The organism is Cerasicoccus maritimus, assembly GCA_031296935.1.
GTDB lineage: Bacteria > Verrucomicrobiota > Verrucomicrobiia > Opitutales > Cerasicoccaceae > Cerasicoccus > Cerasicoccus maritimus.
The window spans coordinates 20,510-45,180 of the sequence record JAVDPD010000026.1 but is presented as its reverse complement, the minus strand read 5'-3'; the positions used below and the strand labels follow the sequence as shown (position 1 = coordinate 45,180).

29 protein-coding genes are annotated in these 24,671 nt (G+C 55.1%); 16 read left to right on the top strand and 13 right to left on the bottom strand.

Annotation, left to right across the window (positions count from 1 at the left end):
* Positions 1 to 113: 113 nt before the first annotated feature.
* Both RBB62_RS15385 and RBB62_RS15380 read right to left on the bottom strand, forming a co-directional pair.
* The gene (locus RBB62_RS15385; RefSeq protein WP_309399904.1) at positions 114 to 1,043 is read right to left on the bottom strand and encodes a hypothetical protein; all 930 of its coding nucleotides are present in this window, start codon (positions 1,041 to 1,043) and stop codon (positions 114 to 116) included.
* Between the two features lie 644 nt (positions 1,044 to 1,687).
* On the bottom strand, positions 1,688 to 3,274 hold the full coding sequence (locus tag RBB62_RS15380) for a putative Na+/H+ antiporter (RefSeq protein WP_309399903.1): 1,587 nt from the start codon (positions 3,272 to 3,274) through the stop codon (positions 1,688 to 1,690).
* A 285-nt stretch (positions 3,275 to 3,559) separates the two neighbouring features.
* Between RBB62_RS15380 and RBB62_RS15375 the strand changes: the two genes are divergently transcribed.
* The 4 genes from RBB62_RS15375 to RBB62_RS15360 are packed head-to-tail and all read left to right on the top strand — an operon-like array spanning position 3,560 to position 7,620.
* Entirely contained in the window at positions 3,560 to 4,078 is a 519-nt protein-coding gene (locus RBB62_RS15375) for a PulJ/GspJ family protein (protein ID WP_309399902.1), read from the top strand.
* Positions 4,079 to 4,084: 6 nt separating this feature from the next.
* Positions 4,085 to 4,774, top strand: coding sequence for a PilW family protein (locus RBB62_RS15370; protein WP_309399901.1), 690 nt, complete (start codon positions 4,085 to 4,087; stop codon positions 4,772 to 4,774).
* A gap of 4 nt (positions 4,775 to 4,778) precedes the next feature.
* Entirely contained in the window at positions 4,779 to 7,013 is a 2,235-nt protein-coding gene (locus RBB62_RS15365; protein WP_309399900.1) for a hypothetical protein, read from the top strand.
* A gap of 1 nt (position 7,014) precedes the next feature.
* Positions 7,015 to 7,620, top strand: coding sequence for a hypothetical protein (locus tag RBB62_RS15360; protein WP_309399899.1), 606 nt, complete (start codon positions 7,015 to 7,017; stop codon positions 7,618 to 7,620).
* Positions 7,621 to 7,744: 124 nt separating this feature from the next.
* Here the strand turns inward: RBB62_RS15360 and RBB62_RS15355 are convergent, their stop codons facing one another.
* Positions 7,745 to 9,214 carry a phytoene desaturase family protein gene (locus tag RBB62_RS15355; protein ID WP_309399898.1) on the bottom strand — a complete coding sequence of 490 codons (1,470 nt, stop codon included), beginning with the start codon at positions 9,212 to 9,214 and terminating at the stop codon, positions 7,745 to 7,747.
* Between the two features lie 5 nt (positions 9,215 to 9,219).
* Entirely contained in the window at positions 9,220 to 10,080 is an 861-nt protein-coding gene (locus tag RBB62_RS15350; protein WP_309399897.1) for a YicC/YloC family endoribonuclease, read from the bottom strand.
* A gap of 96 nt (positions 10,081 to 10,176) precedes the next feature.
* On the opposite strand from RBB62_RS15350, the gene RBB62_RS15345 reads away from it, so the two are divergent.
* Together RBB62_RS15345 and RBB62_RS15340 are read left to right on the top strand one after the other, a co-directional pair.
* Positions 10,177 to 10,515: a hypothetical protein gene (locus RBB62_RS15345; protein WP_309399895.1), complete on the top strand. Its 339-nt coding sequence runs from the start codon at positions 10,177 to 10,179 to the stop codon at positions 10,513 to 10,515.
* A 79-nt stretch (positions 10,516 to 10,594) separates the two neighbouring features.
* Complete coding sequence (locus RBB62_RS15340) at positions 10,595 to 10,993, top strand: tellurite resistance TerB family protein (RefSeq protein ID WP_309399894.1); 399 nt, start codon at positions 10,595 to 10,597, stop codon at positions 10,991 to 10,993.
* Here the strand turns inward: RBB62_RS15340 and RBB62_RS15335 are convergent.
* Complete coding sequence (locus RBB62_RS15335) at positions 10,990 to 11,640, bottom strand: phosphopantothenoylcysteine decarboxylase domain-containing protein (protein WP_309399893.1); 651 nt, start codon at positions 11,638 to 11,640, stop codon at positions 10,990 to 10,992. The two genes, RBB62_RS15340 and RBB62_RS15335, sit on opposite strands and share 4 nt — an antisense overlap.
* A gap of 85 nt (positions 11,641 to 11,725) precedes the next feature.
* Between RBB62_RS15335 and RBB62_RS15330 the strand changes: the two genes are divergently transcribed.
* Positions 11,726 to 12,454 carry a VC0807 family protein gene (locus RBB62_RS15330; protein WP_309399891.1) on the top strand — a complete coding sequence of 243 codons (729 nt, stop codon included), beginning with the start codon at positions 11,726 to 11,728 and terminating at the stop codon, positions 12,452 to 12,454.
* A 38-nt stretch (positions 12,455 to 12,492) separates the two neighbouring features.
* Positions 12,493 to 12,627, top strand: coding sequence for a hypothetical protein (locus tag RBB62_RS15325; protein WP_309399889.1), 135 nt, complete (start codon positions 12,493 to 12,495; stop codon positions 12,625 to 12,627).
* Here the strand turns inward: RBB62_RS15325 and RBB62_RS15320 are convergent.
* The 4 genes from RBB62_RS15320 to RBB62_RS15305 form a co-directional block, all read right to left on the bottom strand.
* Positions 12,624 to 13,631, bottom strand: coding sequence for a hypothetical protein (locus RBB62_RS15320; protein ID WP_309399887.1), 1,008 nt, complete (start codon positions 13,629 to 13,631; stop codon positions 12,624 to 12,626). The two genes, RBB62_RS15325 and RBB62_RS15320, sit on opposite strands and share 4 nt — an antisense overlap.
* Positions 13,628 to 14,926 carry a histidinol dehydrogenase gene (gene hisD / locus RBB62_RS15315; protein ID WP_309399885.1) on the bottom strand — a complete coding sequence of 433 codons (1,299 nt, stop codon included), beginning with the start codon at positions 14,924 to 14,926 and terminating at the stop codon, positions 13,628 to 13,630. The genes RBB62_RS15320 and hisD overlap by 4 nt, the downstream gene beginning before the upstream one ends.
* A 55-nt stretch (positions 14,927 to 14,981) precedes the next feature.
* Positions 14,982 to 15,704 carry a hypothetical protein gene (locus RBB62_RS15310; RefSeq protein WP_309399883.1) on the bottom strand — a complete coding sequence of 241 codons (723 nt, stop codon included), beginning with the start codon at positions 15,702 to 15,704 and terminating at the stop codon, positions 14,982 to 14,984.
* A gap of 73 nt (positions 15,705 to 15,777) precedes the next feature.
* A complete protein-coding gene (locus RBB62_RS15305; RefSeq protein ID WP_309399882.1) occupies positions 15,778 to 16,515 on the bottom strand; it encodes a class I SAM-dependent methyltransferase in 738 nt (245 codons plus the stop codon).
* 447 nt (positions 16,516 to 16,962) lie between these two features.
* Here RBB62_RS15305 and rplU point away from each other — a divergent pair, with 447 nt between their 5' ends.
* From rplU to RBB62_RS15275, 6 genes are all read left to right on the top strand, one after another.
* Positions 16,963 to 17,277: a 50S ribosomal protein L21 gene (gene rplU / locus RBB62_RS15300; protein ID WP_309399881.1), complete on the top strand. Its 315-nt coding sequence runs from the start codon at positions 16,963 to 16,965 to the stop codon at positions 17,275 to 17,277.
* 5 nt (positions 17,278 to 17,282) lie between these two features.
* Positions 17,283 to 17,540 carry a 50S ribosomal protein L27 gene (gene rpmA, locus RBB62_RS15295; RefSeq protein ID WP_309399880.1) on the top strand — a complete coding sequence of 86 codons (258 nt, stop codon included), beginning with the start codon at positions 17,283 to 17,285 and terminating at the stop codon, positions 17,538 to 17,540.
* 110 nt (positions 17,541 to 17,650) lie between these two features.
* Positions 17,651 to 17,986: a hypothetical protein gene (locus RBB62_RS15290; protein WP_309399878.1), complete on the top strand. Its 336-nt coding sequence runs from the start codon at positions 17,651 to 17,653 to the stop codon at positions 17,984 to 17,986.
* A gap of 16 nt (positions 17,987 to 18,002) precedes the next feature.
* The gene (locus tag RBB62_RS15285) at positions 18,003 to 18,704 is read left to right on the top strand and encodes a DUF502 domain-containing protein (protein WP_309399877.1); all 702 of its coding nucleotides are present in this window, start codon (positions 18,003 to 18,005) and stop codon (positions 18,702 to 18,704) included.
* Positions 18,705 to 18,708: 4 nt separating this feature from the next.
* Positions 18,709 to 19,323, top strand: a complete 615-nt coding sequence (locus tag RBB62_RS15280) for a hypothetical protein (protein WP_309399875.1) — start codon at positions 18,709 to 18,711, stop codon at positions 19,321 to 19,323.
* A gap of 62 nt (positions 19,324 to 19,385) precedes the next feature.
* Positions 19,386 to 20,201 (top strand): LolA-like protein, encoded by an 816-nt coding sequence (locus tag RBB62_RS15275; protein WP_309399874.1) that lies wholly within the window; start codon positions 19,386 to 19,388, stop codon positions 20,199 to 20,201.
* Here RBB62_RS15275 and RBB62_RS15270 read toward each other — a convergent pair.
* From RBB62_RS15270 to RBB62_RS15255, 4 genes are read right to left on the bottom strand one after another with little or no spacing between them, the layout of a single operon-like run.
* Positions 20,195 to 21,226 (bottom strand): prepilin peptidase, encoded by a 1,032-nt coding sequence (locus tag RBB62_RS15270; protein WP_309399873.1) that lies wholly within the window; start codon positions 21,224 to 21,226, stop codon positions 20,195 to 20,197. The genes RBB62_RS15275 and RBB62_RS15270 overlap by 7 nt on opposite strands.
* 37 nt (positions 21,227 to 21,263) lie before the next feature.
* On the bottom strand, positions 21,264 to 21,599 hold the full coding sequence (locus tag RBB62_RS15265; RefSeq protein ID WP_309399872.1) for a hypothetical protein: 336 nt from the start codon (positions 21,597 to 21,599) through the stop codon (positions 21,264 to 21,266).
* Positions 21,596 to 22,525 carry a shikimate dehydrogenase gene (gene aroE / locus RBB62_RS15260; RefSeq protein ID WP_309399870.1) on the bottom strand — a complete coding sequence of 310 codons (930 nt, stop codon included), beginning with the start codon at positions 22,523 to 22,525 and terminating at the stop codon, positions 21,596 to 21,598. Before aroE ends, RBB62_RS15265 begins: the two co-directional genes overlap by 4 nt.
* A 39-nt stretch (positions 22,526 to 22,564) precedes the next feature.
* Positions 22,565 to 23,440, bottom strand: coding sequence for a transglutaminase-like domain-containing protein (locus RBB62_RS15255; protein ID WP_309399868.1), 876 nt, complete (start codon positions 23,438 to 23,440; stop codon positions 22,565 to 22,567).
* 151 nt (positions 23,441 to 23,591) lie between these two features.
* On the opposite strand from RBB62_RS15255, the gene pyrE reads away from it, so the two are divergent.
* Positions 23,592 to 24,164, top strand: a complete 573-nt coding sequence (gene pyrE, locus RBB62_RS15250; protein ID WP_309399867.1) for an orotate phosphoribosyltransferase — start codon at positions 23,592 to 23,594, stop codon at positions 24,162 to 24,164.
* Positions 24,165 to 24,277: 113 nt separating this feature from the next.
* Entirely contained in the window at positions 24,278 to 24,661 is a 384-nt protein-coding gene (locus RBB62_RS15245) for a VOC family protein (protein ID WP_309399866.1), read from the top strand.
* The last annotated feature ends 10 nt before the right edge of the window (positions 24,662 to 24,671 follow it).

Genomic DNA, 24,671 nt, shown 5'->3' with positions numbered 1-24,671 from the left:
CAGGCTTCCAGCCTGCCGCGCTCAAGCCGCCTTGCTGTACACAAAAAATCACTGCGGCCTGATCGGCCAATTTAGATGAAAAGGGCTCTAGTGTAACCAACTTCATGTTATCTCTAGTTGATTGACGACGGCTTGGACGTGACCGAGTCGATCTGAATCGCGAGTTCTTCGATCTGAATGCCGGTGTAGTTCTCGACTTGGCGGATGATGTAGTCGCGTAGGTCGGCGCAGGTCTGAATAGCCTCTTGGCCAAAAGGAAGGGACACCTTCATTTGGATGCGGAAGCCTTCTGGCGTTTCTTTGATTTTGACTTTGCGAGCAGTCAAATCCGGCGCTTCTTCGAGCATACAATGCAGAATCATCTGCGTCAGCGCAGTTTCAGAAATCGTAATGGAGCCCTTGGAATTATAGCTCGGGCGAACGACCGTTTTGTCGTAGCTTTTGTTATGTGTAAACTTACAGATGCCGCGTTCAAACCAAACCTTGAGCGAACGCGCCCAAAGCTTCGGGTAAGCCTGCTGTATTTCAATTACCGGGATCGGAATTACGTGCTTACCGGAACTACGTTCGCGCTGAGCGGTTTCGATTTCTTCGCGCGTGGCGATATCCTCAATCTTCAGCACTTCACGTGGCTCAGGCAGGCCAAGCGTTAGGCAATTTCGACGAACCATTTTCTCACTTGTGCCGAGCAGTAAAATACCATCGGTCTTCACCGTCCTCAGTGCTTTTTTTATGGCGTTGCGGTGTTCCAGCTTATGGAACATTGCCGTCTTCACAGCCCCCATGTAAGTGGTCTCACGCTTGGCTGAATGCCCCGCCACGATTTTGCCCTGGTGGATCAGCAAACCGTCGTCCAAAATCGCATCAATGCGCCGCGAATCCGCAATCAGGCGCGCACGAAAACTCTTCCCCGTGCCCGCTTTGCCGACCAATGCGTACACCTTCATCCCCCGCAAACGCCACTTGGTTTGGTCGAAAGCGCGCTGAAGGTGGGTCATGACGTCGGTCTTGCGCATGAGTTCAAGTTTGCCGGTAATTTTCATTCTGTCCACCCCGTGATACTGATATCAGCATAGTTCATCGACACTAATCGTGATAAACATATTGCCTCAGTCACGAATTATCAGACAAGAAATCTACAGACCATAGAATTCCAAGGTTAATCAATCCCTACATTTTTTTGCATTATTTGTCGCTAGCGACCTGCTCCCTCTACAAGCCGCCTACGTCTGGCTCGAAGGAAAAGAAGCATCCCAACCAACGAATAACACCTTTCGACAGGCATGGCAATGTGAGGCGTCAAGAGCTCTCCAGTGGCTATTCTACACAACTTTGGGATCAAAATACAATTGCTCCTTCAGTTCATCACGGAAGAAGAGCCAACTGATTTCCAAAGCGCACCAATGAGCACTCATTTTAAGATGATCTTGAACATGGGACACGCGCCATGACTGTTTCGCGAGGTCCAAGGCATCGCCTTCATTAAACGCCCAGAAGCCCACCTGCTCAAGGTTACTCCACCTACTCTCAATGGCTCCCCTCTCAACGAAGAATTCTTTACCGAAACCCGGAGTTTCAAGCTCTTACCTGAGCGCCGTATACTACCTCATTGAGCGGTAATTCGCGCATACAGAAAGGCGGCCCCATCGAGGCCGCCTTGTGTTGTTAACGAAATTCAAGTAATACCTTAGTGAGGGATTACAATAAAGCAAACGCTCATGATTAGCGTCGGAATCAGGGCACCCCAAAGCAAGCCTATTGGGCTGATTCCGCCATCAAAATACTTATTCAAAATACTTTGGCCAGCAGGGTTCGGCGCGTTCGCAATAACCGTCAACCCGCCGCCAGTGACCGCGCCAGCCAGCACTGCGTATTGCAGACTTTGCGCATAGGCGAGCTCCGCGCCCTCTTTAGCAATCGCGACGCCATGATGGACATCAACGGGATTAAAGGCGGGCACCTGCGAAGCAAGAAAAGTAATAGCCGCATTGTCATTAAACGCAGTCAAAACCGTGGCCATGCAGAAGAGCGCTGTTTCGCCCATGCTAGAGAGGACGGGGGCAATCCACCATCCCTGCAGTCCACCATGAATCACCAGACCAGCCAGGAAGAAGCCCACGAGCATGGGACTCTTGATGTTCAACTCGTACTGGTGGTGCTGAGTTGCCTTGGTGAAACCAAGGAAGAATAAGAAAGCGCCCACGAAAAACGGAGGATGATGCAGCGTAACGACCGTCCACGCCAGAAAGCCCATGTGGACTAAAATAACCCAGGCAGGCACCGATTCCTCAGTCGAATCATCGTCCTGCTTAATCACCTTTTGCTTCAGCTCATTCAGCTCCTTGCGGAACACCATAAAGTAGAGCGAATTGGCGATCAGGATACCTAAGATCGCACGCCAACCGAAGTGTGTAAACATGAACGGCATATCGTAGCCCCAAGGCACAGCAACCATCAATACAGGCGGCGCCGCAAAGTGAGTCAGCGTGCCACCGACCGAGATGTTGACAAAGAGCAAACCAAGGGTGGCGTAACAAAGTTTTTTCGACGGCTTGAGGCTGTAGAATTGTTGCCCCAGCAGCATTGCCGCAATCGTCATCGCAGCCGGCTCAGTAATGAACGAGCCTAAAAGCGGAGCAATCGTCATGATTGATAACCACCATGCAAGCGGCGTGCCCTTACCGATATTAGCAAAAATCCGCAGGCAGGATTCGGCAAATTTAACAACCGGACGAGTCGACGCGATTGCCATGATCACCACCACAAAAATCGGCTCCACATAGTTGCGGGAATCTATGTAGGAAACCGCATCGCTCCAACCATGTGCTGGAGCCAGAACAATCGCCAGGAATAGTGGCACGACCCAGATGCCAAAGATCGCCTCAACTTCACCCAAGAAGTGAAACAACGTGGCTTTGAACGAGACCGGCTCTTTACCCGGAGAGTAGTTGTTGCCTTCCTTTTTAAGGTTCTCCTGATGCTCATGCTCATAATGATGAGCCATCTTGTTGAACTTGGCGCACATGAAGGTGTGGGCCACTGCGAGTAGGAAAATCACTGTTGCAATAACATTGAACGGATTTTCTTTCGCCCGGTGCTTTAGGGTTTCGACTAAGCCAAGACTCTCCTTGCCCTGTTCCTGAGCCATTGCCTCCTCCTGATCCATGTAGGTGGAAAGCGGCGTGGGAAAATTACTGGGTTCCGCCGATCCGTGGCCCCCGCCGGCTGCTAAAGCGGCATTGGTGCCAAGCAGGCCCAGAATGGCAAAACTCATTAAAGTAGCAAAGCGTCGCATCATAGTCATTCAGTTATGTTTTGGGCAGAAAAAGCGCATTTCCAGACAATGTCCAGTCTAGCCCGAGAAAAATCAGGCCAATCTCGAAATCACACCTCCTTTGAATATTTCTAAGCCAGTTTTACTAATAGGCTGAGCAGAATTCCTGATTTCTGCAAAAATATCGTATTGAGTTTGCCAAAAAGGAGTAAAAGGTCCGCATATCTGCATTGCCATTTGACCCTAATTAAATTAATCACGATCATGGTGATTATTCCAATAGTTATGCAACCCGCACATCAAAATAGCTCACTCGACCGCACGCATGGCATGACACTGACTGAAGTCATGGTTGCCATGACCATTTTTGTGGTGCTGGCAGGTGGAATCATTGCAGGCGTCTTCACTGTCCGGGCCGATTCTGAGAACAACCTCTACGAATCCGCGTCGCTCAATGTGGCCATCAGTTTTCTTGAGCAATTAAAAAGCACGGGGGCCAGCACGCTGGCCGATCCCCCCACTAATACCAGTGGCAAGGCATACCATACCTTTATGATCGGCTTTGGGGAGTCCATTGACATCGTGCGCGGTCAGGATACCGAAATTACGGTGCCGATTATTTCCAGTGCTGACGGAGAAGCGAAAAAAGAGCTCCCAGTAACCGTAAACATCACCATCGAAGACGCCACGGACTTCGATGGCTATTGGTTTCAAGTAGATTACTCTTGGGAGCACCCGACCAGTCACAAGGTCTATACCGGCGATGTGCGTGGCTTTAGCTGCGCCAAAGTCGCCACCTACTAATTTCTCATGAATACAAGCCAATCAACTTTTTACCGCCAGTCCAGTAGAGCTGGCTTCACATTGACAGAGCTTCTGATCGCTTTGGTAGTCGTCTCGCTGCTGTCTGCTGGCCTGATTGGCTTCATGCTCGATGTGGCACGCGGCATATTTTGGGGCACTGAGAAAGCCGCGATCTCCGAGGACGTACGCAGCTTCACCATGCGTCTAGCCGCAGAAGCACGCTCTTCCAATGCAGCCGTCATTTACAGCAGTTTCGCCACCGAAGACCGTGATACCGGCAGCGACCGCCGCGACGACGGCCAAAGCGGCGACTGCCTAGTGCTCATTACCACCGAACCCTACCCTGATACCGACTCTCCCGAACACTACACCAGCGCCGCCATATACTTCCGTACGGTCAGCGACGACGATTCTGGTGTGGGCCCAGTCTACCGCATCGAGTGGAAAGCAACCTCGGCCAGCAACTACGTTAACGCCAGCGACAACACCCTGGAAGAATTACTCGCTTCTATTGCGCCAAACGATGAGGGCGATTACCAGGTGGTTGTGGAGCTCTCCCGTGGAGTTGCTGACGGTCGACTCTTCACCAACTATCAGCAAGGCAAAATTACGGTTGTGAATGGTGAAATTCTACACGGCAACAACGCCCAGGAAGTCACCAACACCTACAATCTTTCGATCTCACCAAGGGGGTAATCACATGAAAATTCAATCTCGCCGCGGCAACAGCATCATGCTGGTGTTGATCATCGCCACCGCACTGGGCGCCATCGTGTTTTCGGCGCTGCGCTTGGTTCGCCACGAATCATCGCTTAACAAACGCGCCAACATGTATCACGAGGCGCGACTGGCCGCAGAAACCCTGCTTCAGGCCAGTTTCGCAGAGCTTCAATATCGCTTCGACACCCGGGTCGCCTTTCCAGAGGATGAATTGGCGCCGCAAAACAATCCTCTTGGTGTGCCCACGGAGTTCATCAGCCGCTACATCGGCGACGAAAACAATCCCAACACCAACCTCGTCAATCCAGATGTACTGATGTATACGTCGAGCAATGCGTTCAACACCCAACCAGTTGAGGTGATTGGCGGCCCAGTCCCCCCCGGAGACTGGCGTTTCATCGACCCAACCGTCCCGGGCAACGAAAACGATCCGCTAGCGGGCACGATGTCTTTCGTTCGCGGTATTGAAATCCTGGCTAAAGCCACAGTTTCACGCAAAGGCTGGTCCGACGGCTCCACCGCCTACACCCGTCAACTCCTCGAAGTGCGAGATGCACCGCTTTTTGCACATGCGATTTTCTACAACTTGCCCATGGAAATCGCCCCCGGCCCTAGCATGAATATATACGGCAATGTCCATGCCAATGGCGACATGTATCTTCAATCCAACAGCGGGTTGACCTTCCACGAAAAAGTCACCTCCGCCGGTGAGATCAACCACGGTCGACGCAGCGAATCCGGCCAGGGCAACAGCAGTGGCTCAGTTAAATTCACCAACCGCGACGGCGATTACATCTCGATGAAAGAAGACAGCAGTTGGAGTCAGGAGGCACGCGACGCACACTCCGGCGACTGGCTCGAAAGCGACGACGAAAACTGGTCCACTCTTTCCAGCCAACTCTACAACGGCAATCTGATGAACAACGCCCATGGCGTCTCCGAGCAAAACCCGGTGGGCGTCATGCAGTATGTCGAAGACACCGACGACTCCACCAGCAGCAAAGATTCTCTAAACTACGCCTACCAGCTCATCCAGCCCACCTTGTCCGCATCCGCGCTTACGATTCCAGACGCAACCTCAGACCCAGAGGGCTATGCAGCCGCAGTCGACCTCAATGAAGTCGAAAAGCAGAAATATGCTTACAAGGCCGGGCTTACGGTCTCCGTCGATTCCTCGGGCAGTGTTACGATGTATAGCTACTCGCGCGATTCCGATGGCAACCTCACCTACGATGCCTCAGGCAATCCCCAAAAAGTCACCATCGAAGCCAAGTCCAGCTTCGTCACGGTGGAAAACTATGCGAGCACCGGCAGTGGCAGCTCCGAAACCGTTACCTCCGGCCTATATGACAAGCGTCAAGGCTCCGAAATCAATACTGTCGAGCTTGACGTTGGCGCGCTGAAGGATCTGGTCGACAACAATGACTCGGACGACTTCAACTCAGGTGGCTCCCCCAGTGATTGGTGGAATGGAGTCGTTTACGTAGAATTTCCCCAGCAAAGCTCCAGCTCCACCCGCGAAGACAATGTCAACCCAGCCATTGATGGCTGGGGCGTGAAAATTACCAACGCCGAGGAGATACCAAATCCCACCTACGCCCAAAGCGAGGGCATCTACGGCACCAGCTTCGCCACCAACCAAGCCATGTACATAGATGGTAATTACAATGCAGATGGCGACTCCAATACCGGCTCACCTACTGAGCCCGATTCCGATAGCGACTTCGCGACTGCTGACGGTGAAGCCCCTTCGGCATTAATCGCCGACGCCATCACCTTCCTGAGCACGAACTGGGACGATGCTGACAGCGCCAAGAGCATGAGTAACCGTGTGGCTTCCAGCTTCACCGAAGTGTCCGCCGCCATTTTGGCGGGCATCGTTCCCTCAGGTAAAACTGGTTCCAATTCCTACAGCGGTGGCGTGGAGAACTTCCCACGCTTCCTCGAAAACTGGGGCGGTAAAACGTTGCGGATTCGTGGCTCGATTGTGGCCCTGTTTGAGAGTGAGGTTGCCAATGAACGTTGGGGCAAAGGCGATGTCTACAGCGCCCCAAACCGCAATTGGGGTTTCCACGACAAACTCGGAGAAGGCTATTACCCTCCCGGCACTCCGAGCACCCGCACCTACCGTGGTCGCGACTACCGTGACCTTACGGCTGAGGAATACGAAGATGCCGTAGCCGAGATAAAAACCAACCTTTCCAGCGGCGTCTGACATGTATCTGCGACATTTCGTATTCCTGGCAGCCTTTGCCACGCCATTTGCGCTTCCGGCTGCTCAGATATCTCCCCTACAGGCAAAAATCGTAACCGAAAAGCTTGAAACGATTGAGATGCCTCGCATCCGCTTGGAAGGTGAGCGCGATATCCAACTGGATTACTATGATGGTTTTTCCATCACCAAGCCGAAAAATGAATCTTTTCTGCTAACACACCGTTATCTGCCCAATCACGAATTCTCCCTGACGGTTTTTCCTGATTCGGCCATCCCTGGCGGTGTCACTCCAGGAAACATTAGCAAGTATCTGCGCAAACTGAGTGAAGGTGCCATTCGTCGACAGGAGTTCTTCGAAGTCGTTACGCTCCCCACCGATGACAACACCCCAACCAAACTGCGTTTTCTGGGAGCCAAACCAGTAACCATCGAATACATAATTAAGCGGGAAGTTGATGGCGAAACGATGCGAATTTTCGTGCAGGAAAACTGGGCTCAGCTCGACGGTACGACCTACCTGCTGCGTATCGAAGCACCAGAGGAGCGCTTTGAAAACTTCTTCAACATGGCCAAGGGCATGGCCTCCAGCATGTACTTTATTAACTAGCGAAGCAGTTTCCATCTAACCTGGCCGAATAATCAAGTGTGCCAACGCTGCGTTCTTCCAATTTCCTTTATGCCTACCGCAGTGCTTTTCCCCGCCAAGCTTCATTGGTTTCTCGCGCACATACTTAACGTGCGGCCAATTCCGCCGCTAATCGCCCACTCGTTAACACCAAGGGCATCCCGCCACCCGGATGAGCGGACCCACCAGCAAAGAAAACACCCTTTGCCGGACATCTGATCGGAAGACGCAAAAACGCCGCGCGACGGTTATTCGAGGACGGCCCGTAGATCGCACCGCGCCAGGAGCCATAGGTATCGCGTAAATAACTCGGCGGCAGGCTTTCACTCCAAATCACCCGATTCTCATGGAACCATGGCAGGCGCTCGGCCAGGCGCTGACGCACATGGGCATCGTAATCACCTGGCCATCCCGGCGAGCTTTGAGTGTCAGGCGCATTGACCAACACAAACCAAGCTTCCTTGCCTTTGGGCGCTTGACTGGGATCAATTTTGCACGGCGCGGCGACGTAAATCGTCGGATCACGTAATGGCTGCGGTGCCTCAAAAAGATCCGTAAACTCCTGGCGGTAGTTTTCGTTAAAAAAAATGTTGTGGCAAGCCAGCGCCTCGCATTCTCCATCGATGGCCAAAAGCTGCACACCGCCACTACTTGAAGCCTCCCTCTGCTCCCATTTCGCCTTCCACTTCAGGGCCTTGGGATGCTCGCGAAACAACGGCCCTGTCAGAGCAGTTACACCGTCAGCATTGACGACGACGCGTTCTGCATCCAACTCACGCCCATCGACCAAGCGAACACCCGCCACGCGCCCTTGAGTGAAACGAAGAGCGTCCACGCCGACTCCAGCGCGCACATCAACGCCCAGCTCTCCAGCGACCTGCGCAAGCGCCTCCACGAGTTTGTAAATGCCGCCCTGTATATGCCACGAGCCGAAGGTCATCTCCACGTAACTAATCACGTTGAAGGTTGCTGGCGTGCGCCACGGATCTGATCCATTGTAAGTCGCATAGCGCGAGAACAACTGCCGCAGCTCCGGCGCCTTGAAGTAGTGCTCTACGGCCTGACGCAGTGTCCAAGGCCGCATTGCGGCAAGCCCGGCCAAGGCATGCTTGGGGCGAATCTTCGTTACCAGTCCGGGCTCCAGACGGTTAAATAAAAAAAGCGGACCGCTGACCTCCCACAGGTCGCGGCAATACTTCATGAAACGGTCGAAACCAACTACGTCCTGTGGATAATCCTGCGCCACGGCATCGCGAAAAGTCTCCAGCGAGCCCGGTGCATCAAAGGTCTTACCATTCGTAAAAAAGTAACGGCAGGCTGGAGTGACGCGGGTAAATTCCAAGTAATCCTCACGGCGGCGACCGACTTTGGCAAAGAGCTCATCGAGCACGAAAGGCATCGTGAGTAGTGAGGGCCCGGTATCGAATTGGAACCCCTCCCACTCCCGTAGATTACACTTACCACCGAGGCGGTCGTGCTGCTCCAAGAGTGTAACCTTCTTCCCAGCATGCGCTAGGCATATCGCGGCGCTGAGCCCACCTAATCCACCACCTACGACGATTACCGGACTGGTCATCGGCGTTATTCTATGTTTTGAACCTGCTCCCGGATGCGCTCCAGCTCATTCTTGCATTCGATGACCAGACGCGTAATTTCCAGGTTATTGGCTTTGCTGCCGATAGTGTTGACCTCGCGGTTGATTTCCTGGCACATAAAATCCAGCTTACGGCCCACCGGCTCGCTGCTTTTGAGCGCCTCCTGAAACTGCATCAGGTGACTGGATAGACGAGTTAATTCCTCCTCCACGTCACAACGATCCGCGAAAATAGCAATTTCCTTGAGCACACGCTCGTCTTCAATTTCCAACTCTAAACCAGCCTTTTTCAGACGTTCCATAAGCGTCTCGCGGTAGTAGTCGACCGACTTGCCCGATAGGCCGGAAATCTCTGTGCGCCAAGCTTCCATTTGCTCGAGGCGGGCGCGTATATCATAGGCCATAGCCTGGCCTTCCACCGCACGCATATTGGCCAGCGAATCGAGGGCTTCGCTCAGCGACCCGGAGATAATGTTCCAGGCATCCTCCCAGTCGATATCAGCCTGATTTTCCTGCGTGTAGGCGGCCAGACGGAGCCAGAAACTGGCGTCGGCATCAAGGCTGCCACCCGCGATTTTCTGCAACTCCTTGAAACGCTGTTGAATGGCGTTGGCGTCCCACTCTGTTTCGGGACCGCTGATCGAACGCAATTGCAACTGCACGTGGAATTTGCCGCGTGCAAACCGCGCGCGCACTTGCTCGGCGATAACGCGCTCCATGCCCTGCCATTCCCTGGGCAGCGACGAGGTCAGCTCAAGGTTGCGTCGATTAACTGAGGAAATCTCCAGAGACACCAGACGCCCGAGGCATTCTACCTGTGCGCGCCCGTAACCAGTCATTGAGTTCATGCGCCATACCGTAGGGTCTCTAATCCTCAGCGCAAGGAGGAACGCGTATTTTGCATTGCGTGAAGGAAAACTTTTGCTAGAAATACATATATGCTTTTGAAAAACGCGATGAGTCGAGTGGCCTTATTGGCGCTGTCATTTGCTTGTGCGTCTCCTCTCTATGCTCTCTACAACAATGGCTACCTGATCGCTTCTCCTACCGATCAAACCTACGCGAATACCTGGCTGGCTGAGTTCGCACCACCACTCGCCATTCAGGCTCTCCAGGCTGAGTCGCAGACCAAGACGCAATCCAGCGTTGAACTTGATTCCCTGAGCGGCGACATAAAGTTTCCCAGCGTCACTCAACCCAGCATTTTTGAGGCGCAAGACACCACTTTTGACGTGCCGGAAACCGATTTTTCGCGCTACGGCAAAGCCTTCTCCGACCATTAAAAAATCGTCACTGCACACCGGTTTTTCCGATTTGCACTTTGGCGCGAGTTGCTTATTATCCAATTAATTCCTGAGCCGAATGATCAAACAAGAACTTTCCTTAGCGGTCGCCAAAGTCCTCATTGCAGCAGCTTGGGTCGACGGGATCGTCCAAGAGGAGGAAGAACGCTTTCTCCGTGATTTCATCATCCGTATGCCAGGTATCGATGAATCGACCTGGGAAGAATTAGCGCCCATGCTTGAGCGCCCTATCTATGAGGCTGAGCGCATCCGGATGCTCCGCGATATGCGCCTGTTAATCGCTGACCAAAAAGACCGCCGTTTTGCCATCCAGGCGATCAATCAGCTCTTCATTTCCGACGGCGAAATCGCCCCGGAGGAAGAAGAAGCCGTCCGCCAAATGGTGAGCATCATCAATGGGGACGAGTCCGCAGTTTACCAGGAAATGCTGAAAATGATTCAGCGCTTGGCTAGCTAAAGCAGCAGTTTCGCCAACTTGGCAACTAATTGGCGGGCGACTTCCGCCTTACTCGCCGGGCCGAACTTCACACTGGAGCCGTCTTTACTGATCAACGCAATCTCGTTGAAATCCGACTCAAACGCCCCACCCTGTGCGACCGAGTTCGCACAGATGAAATCCAGGTTCTTTGCCACCAGCTTCTTGCGGGCGTAGTCTTCGACATCACGTGTCTCGGCGGCGAAGCCAACAACGGTTTGGCTGGGCTGCTTGCCCGCAGCAACGGTCTTTAAAATGTCGGCTGTTGGCTCAAATTCGACGGTAAAGGAGATGTCGCCTTTCTTTACTTTATGCGCGGCGGTTTGCTTGGGGCGCATGTCGCAGACGGCAGCGGTCTTGATCAGCACATCGCACTGCGGAAAACGCTTTTGCACGGCCGCCAGCATCTCGGTGCCGGTAACGACCTTTTCCAGCTCTACCCCTTCCGGTGCGGCCAGCGCCACCGGCCCACTGACCAGCTCTACGGCCCAACCAAGGTCGCGCGCAGCCTCGGCGATGGCGTAGCCCATTTTGCCGCTTGAAGGGTTCGTTATAAAGCGAACCGGGTCGAGCCACTCACGGGTGGGGCCGGCGGTAATCAGGCATCGAACTGGCTGCGTAATGCTCATAACCAATACGATTAACACCCGCGCACGCAAGGCAACGCCTATTTGAGGGTTGACTAGCGCGCCTGTGCAAGAGATCACCCTTCGCATGCCGCCACCACCACAGCGCGAAAACCTGTTCGCCAACCTCGGCTTCAACCTGCTGTTGCCCGTCCTGATTCTCAACAAGGGAAGCAAGTGGCTGCCATCGCTCGACCCAGCGCTTATCATGGTGCTGGCGCTGCTGTTTCCGGTCGGCTACTTCATCTACGACTACCAGAAGCGCAAAAAGCGTAACCTGCTGTCAATTCTCGGTGCCGTTGGAGTGCTCCTCACCGGCGGCATTAGCCTAATGAAGCTCGACCCGATGGTCTTTGCGATCAAGGAAACACTCATGCCACTGCTGATCGGCATCTTCGTCGTGGCGTCGACCAAGACAAAAAACCCGCTGATCCACGCACTGCTCTACAACCCCGAGCTCTTCGACACGGAGAAAATCAACAGCCACCTAGACACGCCCGCCAAGCAGTCCACCATGGACAAGCTAATGCTGCGCAGCACGTGGATCATCGCGGCATCCTTCCTGGTCAGCGCTGCGCTCAATTTCTTTCTGACTCGCATGATTGTGAAGACCGATCCTTTGATCGACCAGGCGGCCTACAACGCTGAAGTCGGCACGCAATACTGGGTGAGTATTGTGGTCATCAGTGCCTGCACCTTGCCTATCAGCATCTACGCAATGTGGACCCTCTTCAAGGGCATCGAGGGCCTCACCGGCCTGAAGCTCGAAGAGTGCATGCACGCCCAGGAAAACGATAAAGACAAGGTCGAAAGCTAAGCTTCAGCTTCATCAAACCCATTTTCGCCCCCTGTAATATGCGCCATCCGTTCGTGACGTCGACGCAAGTCCTACGGCCCAACATCATCGCGGGCGGCACGCCGAGCCAGGATTTCCTCGAAGCCTGCGCCGAACTGACCAGCCAATGGATACCGACGAAGATCCGAAATTAATCTTCGGCTGGGGAACTGATCTCGATGATGATTTCTGCCTCGGGTTGATCCTCGGGCGGGAGGATTAATTTCGCGCCCAACACCACGCAGTTGAACAACACGCGGCCCGCCCAGTCCTTGGTGATGTAGGCGTTGCTGCCGGGCTTTTCCAACGGCGATACGACTACGTCTTTGCGCAAGTCAAACAGCTCCACATGATGCAGCTCGCTGCGCCAGGTGTCGATGTCGCCCAAATCATCGTCAGATGTAAAGTGAATGAGCTGCTGGCCGGTTTCCCAATAAATCCAGACCTCGTTGATCACCGGCGAAACCGGCGCAAGGTAGACTACCTGCGGCTCGCTCGGCTTAACCAAATCCGGGCGCTCTTCGCCGGCTTCCTCGCGTACTTCGTCGCGAATCATTTTGAGCAATTCGCGCGTCGGGAACAGCTGATCGTTACGGGTTTCGTGCAGCCACTCAAAGACTTCGTCGACCGTGTAAACCTGCACGAGGTAGTCCTCATGGTCCCACTCCAGCTCGGGGTCGTAGATCACGTTGACCACGTTGAAGCGCTGGTTTTTGACTTCCAAATCCAGCTCTTCGATCTGGTAATCAGCCTGCTTGAGCATCACGCGGGTGCGCGCAATCGGCACGATCACTTCGCCAAAGCGGCTGTTGTCCGAGTCGTCGGTTTCGGGCGTTAACTCGCGGTAGGCGATGACCACGCTATCGGCCGTATTGAAGTCGTCCGCCAGCATCGCGGCGTCGATGTGCCAGCGGTAGAGATACCGCAGCAGCGAGAACAAGTAATCACGGTCAGGTGCCGTCGCGGGGTCGAGCGACGCTGCCTCTTCGGTATCGTCCTCGGCCTCGACAGGCGGCGGGAGCATTTCAACAACAGGCGCGGCGGGCAGGTTTGGCCCAATGGTGATGATGACGTCCGCCTGCTCCGCGTCATCCGCAAAGAGCGTGGCCGTCAATATCACGCAGGCGAGCACCCGCAAGGCCTGTCGCCAATGCCTCATGATTCCACGCGCATTTGCAGGCTGCGACCGTGGGCGTCGAGCTGCTCCATCTCGGAGAAGGCTTTGACGACCGGCCACGCCAACTTGGCGGCCTTGGGGTTGTATTGCACGATGCTGGTGCGGCGCATGTAATCCGTGACCTGCATGCCGCCGAAGAAACGACCAGTACGGTCCGTCGGCAGCGTGTGGCTTGGGCCCGCGGTGAAGTCACCCAGCACGGTCGGCGTATCACCGCCGAGGAGCATGGCACCGGCGGTGGTGATCTTTTTGGCGAGCACCTTGCGCGTCTCGGGCTTTACGTGGATTTCCAAGTGCTCCGGTGCAATGTAGTTGGCGATCTCGACCGTCTGCTCGACGCTCTTGGTGATCACGCACAGGCCGTGGTTTTTCAAAACACCGAGCGCGGCGTCCTTGTGGGAAAGTGTTTCTGCCTGCTTCGTAATCTCGGCCGCTATTGCGTCGTATTGCTTGCGGCTGCCGACGCAGAGGTAGACCTTTTCCTTGCCGGTGCCGTGCTCGGCTTGGGCGAGGAGGTCGGCCGCGATGTAGGCGGGGTTCGAGGTCGAGTCGCCGATGACGAGTACTTCGCTCGGGCCGGGCAAGAGGTCCACGCCCACTTGGCCAAACAGCGCGCGCTTGGCTTCCATCACGTAGGCGTTGCCGGGGCCGAAAACCTTGTCGACCGCGGGCACGGACTTCGTGCCAATGGCCATCGCGGCAATCGCCTGGACGCCGCCAATCTTGTAAACTTCGTCCACGCCGCATAGCTTCAGCGCGGCGAGCAAACCGGGGTTGACCGAGCCATCTTTCTGCGGCGGCGTGCAGACCACGACCTCCGGGCAGCCGGCGAGCTTGGCCAAAACAGCGCTCATGACGACAGTCGAAACCAGCGGCACCTGGCCGCCGGGCACGTAGAGGCCCACGCGCTGGATCGGGTAAAATTCTTCGCCGACGGTCGCACCGTGCGGATTCTTCGCGCGCCAAGCCTTGGGCAGCGTCTTTTGGTGGAAATCCTTAACGCACTTAATTGCCTCTTTGATCGCCTTGCGCTGGGTGGGCGTGAGCGATTTCGGGGCGGCGTCGAGTTCTGCTTGCTTCACGCGCAGCGTGCTAGGCGTGAGCTTCGCGCCATCGAACTTTTCGGTGTAGCGGAAGACTGCCTTGTTGCCCTCTTTCTCAATGTCGGCAATGACGGTGCGCACGGTCGCCGCCACATCTTCCGAAGCGCGGAAGGACGGGCAAGCGCGCTTTAACTTCGTCGCAAAGCCTTTCTGGCCATACTCTAGGATTTCCATGCGCACAACTTGGGCAATCCAACGCCCACGCGCAACTGGAAATTAGGACGAGCGCTTATTCCGGGAAATCGAACATGCCCGCGTCGATCTTTTCGTTCACGGTCACTTCGTTAAATTCAACGGTGCGCAGCAGCTTGCCCGTTTCGTCGTAGGTATCGACAGTCTTCGGAAACTTGATGCCGCCAGCGCTCAGCGAATTCTTTTCCACCATGGTCAGACCATCGCTGCTCACCGTAGCGATTAGCTTGCCTGACTTGGGATCGAAATAACGTGTGTAGTACAATCCCAGTGGGTAAGAAAACTTGATTTTGCGTACGGTCTCCCCGTTGTAGTCGGCCATGCCCTCATCGATGATTTCAGCACCGCGCATTTTCTCGGGGCCGTCAAAAAAGTTCAGGTTTTCAATGGCGTTCGCCATGAGGCGCTTCACCTGGCCAGGACGCAGCACCTGCACCATCGGGCCGTTGGGGTTCGCCGGGTCCTTGCTCATCACGTAGCCTTCGTAGCCATTAACCGCTGTTTGGTTAATGACGTCGCCGCGCACTTCCTTGAGGAGTTGGCGGTTGGGCTTATCAAAGACCAGTTCCAGCTCGGACATCTCCTCGCCGGTCGGGGAAATCACTTTGCCTTTGTAGTGGATGGTTTCCACCGAATCAAGCGCGCTCTCGGTCCCCAACTGCGAGCGGGCTTTTTTCATAAAGTCTTCGAGCGAATCAGCGTGAAGGGCGCTGAACGAAGATACCATAAAGAGGACGGCGATGGTGCGGTAAAATCTCATGATGCAATTAGTATAACAACGAATGATTAAGGTCCAAACCGTAATGGCGCGCGGATAAAAGGGAAGCCCCGATTTACACCTTCTGAACCACCCAGAAGCGCGTATCGTCTGAGAAATCACGGACTTCCGGTGGTTCCAAACAAATTTCCGAGCGCAGCGCGGACACATCCACGCGGAAGCCGGCCTCTTCCAAGTCCGCCGTTACCTCCTTGGAATCCGCCGCATGGATAAACATCCAGTAGCCGTCGTCGTTCTCATAGTAGAGGTCGCCGAAATCCTGGATCATCGGGTTTTGCTGCCCCTTCATCCACAGCTTGCGCTCTTCTTTCCAGAAGCTTTTGCGGCCATGCCGATTGCGGTCATGGCCGGTGAAGACAAACCACGACCCAGGCTTGAGCACGCGGTTAATTTCCTGCATCGCTTGGAAGCGGTTGTCGCGCCCGGGGATTTGCATGAGGCCATTAAAGCCAAAGATCGCGCCGTCGAATTCGCCATCCTCAAACTGCAAGTTCGTCGCATCGGCTTGTTGAACGGGCACGCCGTATTCCAAGGCTTGGTTGATGCGCCGCGCCTCGGCGACCATTTCCTTACAATAATCCGTAGCCAGCACACGCTGGTAGCCGAGCTCCCACATGCCAATGCCAATGCGCCCGGCACCGCAACCAAGTTCAAGAATGCTTTGCTCGGGCTGAAACAAGCGCTTGAAAATCAGCTCTTCGCTTTTCCACAGCCCTACCCGGCTCACTGCGCGGGCATAGTGATCCACCACGGTGGCTTGTTGAAAATAGGTCTGGGCTTCGGAAATATCCATAAGTCTGCGAACGGTATTCTTCACTGTTCAATTACGATTCAGGCTCAATCTCTTTTCTTTTTCAGGAAAAATAAAGTGGGAATCGCTGGCAAAAAATCTAACCAGAACGCCAAGAGCTGAAAAATGGATTCCCATGCAACATATCCTTTCTCAGCGAAAATCATCGATCCAAAGAATACGTTTGTAACAGGCGCAAGTATTTCCGCCTTACCTCAAAAGTTTTTCATGAGCTCGGTGGACTGGCAGAGCTTGGGCCGAATTTCCTTGAGTTGCTCAACGTTCTTTTGGCGGCAATAACCGGGCTTTACAACGTACGCGAAGTTGGTTCAAGTATGTAGCTTTCCGAGCAATTCGGACCAGAAATAAAAAAACATGCATGAATTAACACAAAAATTCTTGCATTGGCCCCGTAATCCGCTTTTTTAGGCGGTTTTCCCATTTTCCAAAATGAAAGCAACCATTCAAACACAAGGCCGCCAATTTATCGTCACCGAAGGTGATGTGCTCTTCGTGAACCGTTACAAGGACACGCAGGCCGGCGACACCGTCACCCTCGACAAGGTTCTGTGCGTGGGCGAAGGCGCGGAAACCAAATTCGGCGCTCCCTACGTAGAAGGTGCCAGCGTCGCGGCTACCATCCTCGAAAACAAGCGCGACAAGAAAGTCATTATTCACAAGATGAAGCGCCGCCACGGCTACCGCCGCACCCGCGGTCACCGTCAGGAGCTTTCGGTCATCAAGATTGAATCCATCAACGGCTAAACGTCATGGCTCATAAAAAAGGACAAGGAACTTCCAAAAACGGACGCGACAGTGAAAGCAAGCGCCTCGGCGTCAAGAAATACGGTGGCGAAAAGGTTCGCGCTGGCAACATCTTGATCCGCCAACGCGGCACTCGCTTCCACCCCGGTAAGCATGTCGGCATCGGCAAGGACTTCACCCTCTTCGCTCTCGAAGACGGCGTAGTCGAGTGGGACAAGGAGCACCGCAAGGTGCAAGTCGTCCCGCACGCAGTCGAAGTCTAAGCGATTCTCGCGGAACACTTTGCAGGCGCCTTTCCATTACGGAAGGCGCTTTTTTCTTGCTCGCATCCCTGCGCAACATCCGCAGACTGGCAAACTATCTGAGAGAATCCATGTCTTTCGACCTGAATGAGCTGCGCGCCCAGCGCGATAAAGTCCGCGAACACCTGAACTGGCTCGATCGCCAGATTGCGCAGTTGGAGGGTAAAACGCCTGCGGACCAGTCACCGGAGCCCACAACCCCCGAAGTCCAGCCTCCAGCTCAAACCAAGCAGGCCGCCAGCGAAACACCCGCCCCCGCCCCGGCAGAAATCCCTGTGGATTACCAACCAGGTGGCTTCGACGGTTCATCCAAGTTGGGTTGCATACTAGCTGGCATTGTGGTCGCAGGGCTCATAATCTTCCTACTTTTCGGCCTGCCAGAGTTGCTCTATCCCGATGCACCGTAATAATAGCTTCTCAATTATGCTTCGCCAACTGCGCAACGCCTTCATCGGTGGGCTCATCCTGGTCGCCCCTTTGGGCGTCACCATATTCGTCGTCAATTTTATGCTGACGCGCATTGGCGCGCCCGCCAGTGACGCGATTTTCAGATTCGTTTCCGAGGACATCAAAAACATGCCCGGCATCGATCTGCTGCTGAAGATCGCCGCAATGCTGGTCGTGGTGTTGGTCCTCACGCTGCTCGGCTTCCTGTCGCGCTATTTCATAGGCCGCATCTTCATCAATCTGGGCGAGCGCATCATCGACACGCTGCCATTCGTCAACGCCGTCTATAAAACGGTAAAGCAGATCGTCGACACCTTCAGCAAGCAGCAGAAGGCCGTGTTCCAGCAGGTCGTGCTGACCGAATACCCGCGCAAAGGCGTTTACGTACTCGGATTCCTGACCAGTGAGGCCAAGGGTGAAGTCCAACACAAAACGGGCGCCGAAGTCGTCAATATCTTCGTCCCAACCACACCCAATCCGACCAGCGGCTTCCTGCTCATGGTCCCGCGGGATGAAATCATCCCCATGGAAATGTCGGTGGCCGACGGCATGAAGCTCATCGTGTCCGGCGGCGCGGTCTCCCCGCAATTTAACCCGAAAGAGGCCGAAATGATCGACGGCAATGGTGCCGTGGACGCCCTCCCCGAGGAGCGCAAGGCCCCCGCCTCCAGCAATTAGCGCCATGCCCGCGCGCGAATTGCAGACCGCGGGCATCGTTTTGTCCGCCAGCCAATCCGGTGAGCGATTCCTGCGCCTGCATATTTTCAGTGCCGAAGAAGGCCGCATCGTGGCCATGTGGCGGCGCTCGGAAAAATCCTCCGGCAGCGGGCCCGACCTGTTTGACCAGGCGCATTTCCACCTGGAAAGCTCCTCGCAATCCAGCACATGGTTTCTCAAAGAATACCGCCTGGAGCACCGCCGCGTGGGCATTGCCCGGCGTTACCGCGCGCTTTTGTTGGCCACCCGCTTGAGTGAGCTGCTCTGGTGCAATCTTCAGCATGCGGAGTTTTACGAGCCCACAGCGCTGCTCGCTCAGGAGGCCCTCGGCGCATTCGAAGACTCCCCCCTGCCGCAATGTATTTACCTGAAGGCGCTCTATCGTTACGCCTCCGAGGAGGGCTATGCCGTGCGCCAGCAGTGGCTGCGTCAGTTGGCCAAGAGTGATCAAGATCGCGCCAAGGGCATTCTAGGCCAGCCATTGGCACAGCTCGATGCCGAACACGAGCCGGCCGCCGAAGCCCTGATTGAAAAGCTGGAGCGCTGGCTGCGCGCCGATACAGATATCATGGTTCCGTAAAAAATGTCTAATGGACTTCATCCAAGATTGTCGCACCGCTAGTGCATGTTCACAATTGCCTTATGAAATCTCTGCTTGCCGTTTTGCTGATGATCTTTGCGACAACCACTGCTCTCGCGCAGGACACCCAGGCTCTGGAAGAGCAACTACGAGAGCAAGTGCCCGCGGAATCCGACCCCATTGCCGAACAGTTGTTTGCTACCTCGGTTAAAGCCATGGGCGGTCCCGGAGCTTTCAATATTGGAAATCTCAGCGCCGACCTAAAGCTTACGCGAGGCCCTAACGTCGTAGACCTCAAACTGTTCACTAAAAGCCCGGACAAAATCCGCACCGAACTCATCGTGAAGCATATGGGGCGCACCCATGAAATCATTCGCGGCTTCAACGGCTCAGATGCTTGGGTTTACGACACGTCCGAGAAAAATCCCTTTCCACAAAAACTTGGAGGCTCAGACGCCACGGAGCTCAAAGAGCTCAGTAGCAAAGACGACATTTTACTAACCTGGAAGGAGCGGGGTTGTATCCTGAAATACGAAGGACCAGTCAACAACCGCCGCCAGAAAAACTATCTCGTTAAACTCTATCACCCCGAAGGCCAGACTGAGTATTTCTACTTTCACCCCAAAAATTACTTGGTTACACGCCGGGGCAATAAGTTAGTCCAAGGAGGCGCGATCGTAAATGTCGACGTTTACATGCTGAAGTATGATAAAATCGACGGCTATTGGATGCCCGTCAAAACCGAAACCGCGCTTGAAGGCGAAGTCATCATGAAATCCGAGCTCTCCAACATCAATCCGAATCAACAGCTCGACGACACGCTGTTCGAGATGCCCGAGGTCAAGGAAGTCTGGCTCAAGGGTAAAAACGCTCAGTAAAACTTCACCGGCGAGAAGATCATTTCGCAGGTGCTCTCGAAATAGGCGTCCACATATTCGTGTAGGAATAGCACGTAAACCAAGGCACCCAGCGACAGCCAGGGGCCAAAAGGAATCGCCGTGCCCATGCCCAACTGCGCCGCTTCTTCCTCGCCTTCGGCCTTGGCGTCTTCCTTGGCCACCGCTTCAACTGTGCTCGCCTGGTCGCCCGCTTTTTTCGCTGCCTCTGGATCTTCGGCATGGCCGGTCTTGCCGGGCGTTAAATTCGTGCCGCAAATCTGGTTAAAGAGCATGAGCGGGATCACCACCAACGCCCCCAGCATCGAGCCACCAAAGATGGCAAACACCGCGCCTTTCCAGCCGATAAACGCACCGATACAACCCATTAAAAGCACGTCGCCAAAGCCCATCGCTTCCTTGCGCAAAAACTTCTCGGCAATCATCGCAATCCACAGGATTACACCCGAGCCAACCACTGCGCCCGTCACACTGAGGGCCACGCTTCGCAGACGCTCCAGCATCACTGGGTCGCCACTGCCCCCCATGCCATGTAGGTCCGGGTATAGCGCCGAAAGCACAACGCCAAGCATCATGCCCCACACCGTGAAGGCGTCGTAAAGGTGTTGTGTATCGTAGTCGATGAAAGTGTTGCAGATCAGCAGCGAAATAAACAGCCAGACGGCCACCACGACACCTAGATGTTCGCTGTATACCAACCAGGCAATCAGGAAAAACGACCCCGTCATCGCCTCGATAACCGCATAACGCACGGAGAACGGCACCCCGCAGCAGCGAGCTTTGCCCCTTAAAATAAACCAACTCAGGATCGGCAAATTGTCATACCACTTGATCGGCTTGTTGCAGGCGTAACAATGCGATCCCGGCTTCACCACGGACTTCCCCGCTGGCACGCGGTAGATCACCACATTGAAAAAGCTGCCCCAACAGGCGCCAAAGACAAAGGCCCAAAAACCGAAAAACCACGGAAAGGACTGGTTGATTGCATTGAAATCTTCGAGGGTCATGCGAATTTATAAAAGGGTCATTACCAGCAGTTTCGCGTCAGGACAATAGTTGATTGATCCAAGGCTCGGTCGAACTGCGAATGAGTGTGATCAACTCGTCATCCAGGTAGCCGTAGTCATCGGGAATCTCCAGGCTTTCAATCGGCGGCAAGTCCGCGCCGCGAAAACGCTCCACGATGCGGCGCTTGTGCTCGGTGTCCATGACGAGAATCAAGTCTGCCCACTCAACATCTGCGCTGCTGATTACGTGGCGCGCCGCCTGGCTCACCCCGGCTGAGCGCACCTCGATGCGCGCATCGGTAAGATAGCACTTTTCCGCCGTCGGGCTGCGCCACTGGTTCCGACTACAGACAAAGAGTATTCGGGGCTTCATGCGCGGCGCGGTGAATAGCCTTTGGCGAAGCAAGCGCCGTCCATCATGGCTTGAGCCGGCACTTCGGCACCGCTCCAAATTTCCAGGCTGCGCACGCCCTGCCAAACCAGCATCGAGAGCCCATCCGCGTAGGCGATCCCCTGCTCTTTCGCTGCCTTGGCCAAGGCGTTTTCCACGCCGTAAGTCATGTCGTAAACCTTAGTCTCCGACTCGAAAGTAGTCAGGTCAATCGGCGCCGGATCTTCGGCTTTCAGACCGAGCGAAGTCGCATTGACGATTACTGCGTGCTTCGGCAAATCCGCCGGCGGTTGGCTCAAATCAAAGCCGCGCACGCGCTCGCTGTTCGGCGCTTCCTGCAGGAGATCAATCAACCCGCCGAGGCGCTCCTGGTTGCGATTGCCAATCCACAGCTCGGCCACGCCCGACTGCAGGCATTGCACTGCGGCGGCCCGCGCCGCGCCACCTGCGCCCAGCATGATGACCGTCGCGTCGGTCAGCTCCACGCTGAGTTCTCGAAGCAACGCCTGTTCCAGGCCATAGCCATCTGAGTTAAAACCGGCCCAGCCATGCTCGCGGCGATGCAGCGTATTGACCGCGCCGGAGAGCTTGGCGCCGGGGTCGATTTCCACGACGAGATCCACAGCCTGCACTTTATGCGGGATAGTTAAATTGACGCCCTGAAAACCGGCGCGATGCAGTTGCTCCAAAGCCTGCGGAAGAATCTCCGGCGGCGTATCAAACTTGAAGTAGCGCCAATCGGCGAAAATGTGCTGCGTCTGCCCCATCAGGTTCAGGGCGGCATTGTGCATAGCCGGGCTCACGCTGTGCCCGATCGGGCTGCCCAGCACGGCCAGCGAGCTGCCTTGAAAATCCCAGTGCTCCAGCTCATCGAGCGAACGCACGCGGTCGGGGTCGTCATATTGCATGGCTCGCAAGCATGCTGCTCACGGCCTCACCGACAAGCCCTATTCGTCATTGAGGCGATACGCCGCCTCGAACTCATTGACGTATTCGGAAAAGAGCTTCACGCGGCTTTTGTCGCCAGCTCGGCTGTATTGGTTGACCAAATTCCGGCAGCAGCGCGCGAGCACTTCACCCACCGGGCACGGCGCAAAAATCGACGGCTCCAGCTCGATCTCATAGGGCTCCAGCATGGCCTCGATTTCTTCAATCGTCCGGAACACGCCGCCCTCAAACACATCGACGTAAAACGGCTCCGCATCCAGGAAGCAGCCCACCATAAAGCGCCCCGGAAAGGCCACCGGCGAAAGCTCCAAATTGCAGCGGTCGGCCACGAGCAGGTAAAGAATCGACAGGCTGATCGGAATACCGCGGCGGCGGTCCACCACGTCACTCAAGAAGCTGTTACGCGGGTCGTAGAAATTATCCGTGTCGCCGCAAAATCCGTATTCACCGAAGATCACGCGGTTGAGCACGCGACACTTTTCCCAAGCGGTGCTGGGGTGCAGCATCAGCTCACGGCAACGGTCGGAAACCTCGGCCAGGAAGCGCTCGTAGTCAGCCATGCCGACCTCCGGGTTAGCAACCCGGTCGAGCAGCAGCACACCGGTTTCGAGCTCGTAATTAAAAGAGCGGATAAAATCGCGGAACACGCGCTCCGGCTGACCGCCAGTCAAGGCATCGAGTAGGTCGCGGGCGGCACAACCGATGTTGGCGTCTTCGTGGTGAGTGGCCTCACGCAAAAAGGCGACGCCACTCGGCCCCAGACGCTCCAGCTCTGCGCGCACGGCGCTGCGGACGACCGTATTGGTGTCATCCAACAAACCTAGCAACGCGTGTCTGCGCGTGGCCTTAATCGGTGCTGGTTTGTTTTCTTTCACGATTTTCACCATAGGATTAAACTCAGCCTTCGCAATGGAAAAGCAAAGCTTGCGCCAACCTGTAGGCCGTTTTTTGCATTTTACACCGTGCATCCCAGCGCGCCCGGCACTTTGCCTTGACGCCCCGCCGGACGCTGCCCAGCGTCCCCCTATGAGTGATTCCGTCGACCAAGAAATCCTGCAAATTTTCCGCGATTCCGGCGCCCTGCTGGAGGGCCATTTCATCCTCCGCTCGGGCTTGCGCTCCGGTCATTTTTTCCAATGCGCCCGCGTCTGTGAACGCATGGACAAAGTCACTCGCCTGGCCGAGCTCCTGCTCGAAAAGATCGACGTGGACAGCTTTGACACCGTCGTCGCGCCCGCTATGGGCGGCCTCGTGATCGGCCAGGAAGTCGCCCGCCAGGCTGGCAAGCGTTTTCTCTTTGTGGAGAAGGTCGACGACAAGCTCGCCCTGCGCCGCAACTTTAAGATCGCCGACGGGGAAACGATCCTTGTGGTCGAAGACGTGATCACCCGCGGCGGTCGCGTGAATGAAGCGCTGGACATCGTGGACGCCGAAGGCGGCAACTGCGTTGGTGTGGCAGTGCTCGTCGACCGCTCTGAGGGCAAGGCCAGTTTCCGCACGCCGTTGACTTCGCTGCTCCAGTTTTCGTTCCCGACATACGATCCTGAGAACCTACCCGCCGAGCTGGCGTCGATTCCCCCGATTAAGCCCGGGAGTTAAGCAGAAATTGAAGTGAGCAAATTAAAAATTAAAGTTGGGTTGAAAACACGCTTGGTCTACGAGAATGTTCTAATCCACTCTATAATTTTTAATCTTTAAATTGCTCACTACCTATGCCCATTTCATTCGACCACACCCGCATCCGCGTCAGCGACCTCGAAAAGTCCATCAACTGGTATTGCCTCACCTGCGGCTTCGAGGTGCTTAAGCGCACGGACAAGTCCCCCTCCGGCAACCAGCTCGCCCACCTGCAAATCCCAGGTAGCGCACACAAACTCGAGCTCACGCATTCGCCGGACTATAAAGTCGAGTTCCCCGAAGACCTCGTGCACACCTGTATTCGAGTAGACGATATTGTGGAATATTGCGAGATGCTCGCAAAGGCAGGCATCGACATCTGGCCGAATCGGTGGCAGGAAAAATTTACTTCCGGCGGCAATAAAATGGCCTTCATCACCGACCCAGATGGCTACGAAGTTGAAATACTTGAACATTAACTTGGACGGT

Bases quoted from the DNA above. Each gene is read 5' to 3' on its own strand.
- RBB62_RS15385 (WP_309399904.1), bottom strand. From the start codon at position 1,043: ATGAAAATTACCGGCAAACTTGAACTCATGCGCAAGACCGACGTCATG.
- rplU (WP_309399881.1), top strand. From the start codon at position 16,963: ATGAAAGCAACCATTCAAACACAAGGCCGCCAATTTATCGTCACCGAA.
- RBB62_RS15350 (WP_309399897.1), bottom strand. From the start codon at position 10,080: ATGAACTCAATGACTGGTTACGGGCGCGCACAGGTAGAATGCCTCGGG.
- aroE (WP_309399870.1), bottom strand. From the start codon at position 22,525: ATGCAATATGACGACCCCGACCGCGTGCGTTCGCTCGATGAGCTGGAG.
- RBB62_RS15325 (WP_309399889.1), top strand. From the start codon at position 12,493: ATGCGCCATCCGTTCGTGACGTCGACGCAAGTCCTACGGCCCAACATC.
- pyrE (WP_309399867.1), top strand. From the start codon at position 23,592: ATGAGTGATTCCGTCGACCAAGAAATCCTGCAAATTTTCCGCGATTCC.
- RBB62_RS15265 (WP_309399872.1), bottom strand. From the start codon at position 21,599: ATGAAGCCCCGAATACTCTTTGTCTGTAGTCGGAACCAGTGGCGCAGC.
- RBB62_RS15370 (WP_309399901.1), top strand. From the start codon at position 4,085: ATGAATACAAGCCAATCAACTTTTTACCGCCAGTCCAGTAGAGCTGGC.
- RBB62_RS15320 (WP_309399887.1), bottom strand. From the start codon at position 13,631: ATGAGGCATTGGCGACAGGCCTTGCGGGTGCTCGCCTGCGTGATATTG.
- RBB62_RS15310 (WP_309399883.1), bottom strand. From the start codon at position 15,704: ATGAGATTTTACCGCACCATCGCCGTCCTCTTTATGGTATCTTCGTTC.
- RBB62_RS15375 (WP_309399902.1), top strand. From the start codon at position 3,560: ATGCAACCCGCACATCAAAATAGCTCACTCGACCGCACGCATGGCATG.
- RBB62_RS15330 (WP_309399891.1), top strand. From the start codon at position 11,726: ATGCCGCCACCACCACAGCGCGAAAACCTGTTCGCCAACCTCGGCTTC.
- RBB62_RS15305 (WP_309399882.1), bottom strand. From the start codon at position 16,515: ATGGATATTTCCGAAGCCCAGACCTATTTTCAACAAGCCACCGTGGTG.
- rpmA (WP_309399880.1), top strand. From the start codon at position 17,283: ATGGCTCATAAAAAAGGACAAGGAACTTCCAAAAACGGACGCGACAGT.
- RBB62_RS15270 (WP_309399873.1), bottom strand. From the start codon at position 21,226: ATGACCCTCGAAGATTTCAATGCAATCAACCAGTCCTTTCCGTGGTTT.
- RBB62_RS15355 (WP_309399898.1), bottom strand. From the start codon at position 9,214: ATGACCAGTCCGGTAATCGTCGTAGGTGGTGGATTAGGTGGGCTCAGC.
- RBB62_RS15365 (WP_309399900.1), top strand. From the start codon at position 4,779: ATGAAAATTCAATCTCGCCGCGGCAACAGCATCATGCTGGTGTTGATC.
- RBB62_RS15380 (WP_309399903.1), bottom strand. From the start codon at position 3,274: ATGAGTTTTGCCATTCTGGGCCTGCTTGGCACCAATGCCGCTTTAGCA.
- hisD (WP_309399885.1), bottom strand. From the start codon at position 14,926: ATGGAAATCCTAGAGTATGGCCAGAAAGGCTTTGCGACGAAGTTAAAG.
- RBB62_RS15245 (WP_309399866.1), top strand. From the start codon at position 24,278: ATGCCCATTTCATTCGACCACACCCGCATCCGCGTCAGCGACCTCGAA.
- RBB62_RS15290 (WP_309399878.1), top strand. From the start codon at position 17,651: ATGTCTTTCGACCTGAATGAGCTGCGCGCCCAGCGCGATAAAGTCCGC.
- RBB62_RS15285 (WP_309399877.1), top strand. From the start codon at position 18,003: ATGCTTCGCCAACTGCGCAACGCCTTCATCGGTGGGCTCATCCTGGTC.
- RBB62_RS15335 (WP_309399893.1), bottom strand. From the start codon at position 11,640: ATGAGCATTACGCAGCCAGTTCGATGCCTGATTACCGCCGGCCCCACC.
- RBB62_RS15360 (WP_309399899.1), top strand. From the start codon at position 7,015: ATGTATCTGCGACATTTCGTATTCCTGGCAGCCTTTGCCACGCCATTT.
- RBB62_RS15280 (WP_309399875.1), top strand. From the start codon at position 18,709: ATGCCCGCGCGCGAATTGCAGACCGCGGGCATCGTTTTGTCCGCCAGC.
- RBB62_RS15275 (WP_309399874.1), top strand. From the start codon at position 19,386: ATGAAATCTCTGCTTGCCGTTTTGCTGATGATCTTTGCGACAACCACT.
- RBB62_RS15340 (WP_309399894.1), top strand. From the start codon at position 10,595: ATGATCAAACAAGAACTTTCCTTAGCGGTCGCCAAAGTCCTCATTGCA.